Source organism: Clostridia bacterium (assembly GCA_014360065.1).
Lineage (GTDB): Bacteria > Bacillota > DSM-521 > Neomoorellales > JACIYF01 > JACIYF01.
Genome location: JACIYF010000216.1, coordinates 1 through 2332, shown reverse-complemented (window position 1 = coordinate 2332; position 2332 = coordinate 1). Strand labels below are relative to the sequence as shown.

Genomic DNA, 2332 nt, shown 5'->3' with positions numbered 1-2332 from the left:
CCAGCTGCCGGCAATGTCGGAAAAGAACATTCCTGCCGCGGGCCCAGCTCTAACCGGCTGCGGGATGGAAACCACCGCCAGCACAAAACATACAAGGAACAACAGTACCGTCTGAAGAAACCCGTTCCTCCTCCCCATAGCCTTCCTCGGAGGGTCCTCGACAAGAAACCCCAAGGCCAAAGGCTCGGATTCTGACGTGACTCTGGGAAGCTCGGCAGACGACGAAAGGCCAAGCTGCTCCGGACGCAAAATCCTATCTCGTTCTTGTTCGCACCAGCCACAACGTCGCCCCCATCCCCAGAAGGACCACTAGCATTACCGCTATGTAAACGTATGCGGCGCTGTTGTTTCCAACCGACGGCAGTTTGATAGGCAATCGGAAGAGTGCCGAGGGCTCCGAAACCTCTTTCTCGGGGTTCAGATTTATGATTCTGCCTTCCCTACTTACCAGGGCTACTTCTCCTTCCAGGCGGGCCATCCTCTCCGGGCTCGAAAATATCGAGATCAGGGTCTCAATGCCTTCATCGTCGGGCGAGGAAATGATGTAATATAGTGCCCCATCTTTTCCTCCCACCACTTGGCATATGGTGTTTTTCTCCAAGTAATCCGGAGTAATGTGGTAGTCAGGGCTGATCGCAAAGCTGCCCCCCGCCTCCGGCTTAATCGGCAACCCCTCGATACCCTCAGCTATACTAGCCAGTTTGTTGTTGCGGGCAATGACGAAGAGGCAATGCTCATTTTTAGGGAATTGTTTCCCGCCCATATATACCTTCCATTCAATCCCATTGCCGTAGACCTGCCCTACCCGGGCGGCCAGCAAAGCAGCCAGCGTCAGTTCGGAAGCAGAAGGATGCTCCGATAGCCACAGCGCGACTCTTTGGCTCTTACCTGTTTCGCCGAGGTCAAAATATGGGAAGTCGGCCCACCGCGCGACATAGTAGCTTTTGCCGGGAGCCAGATAAACGCTGGTCTCCTTCTCAATAACCGACCAGGCTACCTCCTCGTATTTCTTCGAGCAGTCGGCTGTCCCGATGTCGTGGTAGAAGGCAAACTCGATATTCCATTCTGCTTTGTCAAGCTCATCACGGGGTATAAAAGCCTTCAGCTCACCCTTCTCGGCATTGCCGGCATTGAGCGCCAAGCTCTTCAAAGGACGCCCGTTGACATAAATGGTAACCGCCGAGCGGCTGGGATTGAGCAGCGAGGAATGCCGGAAGTAAAGTTGCACATAAGAGCCCGGACCGACGGCCCACCCCGGAGGTCTTCGAACCGTTATCGTAGTTCGCTGGTGAAAGGCTCCGGCCAGCTTTATTTCCGAATAACCGAGATCATTCAAGGTTAAGCTCCGTTCTCCTTCACGGCGTTGCTTTTGTTTTTCCGGGGGGAGGACATGGCGGATAAAAAGCTCATCTTCTTCTGTTTGGCGTATAAGGTCAGTTGCAAGAGCCCGTACCGCCTTCTTTAAACCTTCATCACCGCTACCCGCGATCACAAGGCGGTAAAAACCCTCTCCGTTGGGTCGAAGGGCGAGATAGCCGGTGCTTTTTTCTTCCGTTGCCTTTCCCGGCTCCGTTTCAGGAGGATATCCGGCACCGATGAGCAACTGATTTCCCCCCTCGGCTGGCGGACCGGTGCTAACCCTGAATCTTTCCAGGCTGCCTCCCCCAAGCCTTTTCCCCCAATCCGCAGCCAGTTCCAGCATTGCTTCGATGTGTTCGGCTTCTGGCTCCGGCTTGAGATACCATACAGATTGAACCGGAGGGCCGGCCAGATGATTCATAAAAGGGTATGGATAATCGCTCAGACGCGCTTTTCTGATGCTTTGTTCCAGGTGAACCACAGAACTGTTAAGGATAACGACCCAGTTTGCCTTGTTATCCACATCCTGACATGTGTTCTCGGTGCTTCTCTGGCTGGTAGAGATCTTTATCTCATTAAACCCTTCTTTAAGGAGCTCCACCGGAAGTGCTACCTGCCAGTTCGTGGGGCCGTTCCCCTCTTTAAACAGACGGCGACTGCTCAGGGGCCTTCCATTCAGGCTCACCGTAATCGAAGAGTTCTCGCGCAGAATCGTTTCCGAACAAGAATACCAGAGATCCAAAAGGGCCCGCGTGGGATTTATCCCCGGCCTTAGCTCGAGCCAGTAGTACAGTTCGTTTATAGGCGCATTGAGTACCATATCAGTGGTAAACATCCTGATGTTATAGACACTTATCTTATCCTCTGCTGCCATTGACCCCCGAGGGAACAAAAAACCTAATCCTGCGATTAACAGTAAAATAATCGCTGTCGCCTTTCTTACCATCATCTCGCCGACCTTTCCATTTTATAC

1 protein-coding gene is annotated in these 2332 nt (G+C 53.0%); it reads right to left on the bottom strand.

What is annotated here, in order from left to right:
• Positions 1-253 precede the first annotated feature (253 nt).
• Positions 254-2233 (bottom strand): cellulose biosynthesis cyclic di-GMP-binding regulatory protein BcsB, encoded by a 1980-nt coding sequence (locus H5U02_15175; protein MBC7343762.1) that lies wholly within the window; start codon positions 2231-2233, stop codon positions 254-256.
• Positions 2234-2332: the final 99 nt, after the last annotated feature.

Excerpts from the sequence above, each read along its gene's own strand:
- H5U02_15175 (MBC7343762.1), bottom strand. The coding sequence starts at position 2,233 with ATGGCAGCAGAGGATAAGATAAGTGTCTATAACATCAGGATGTTTACC.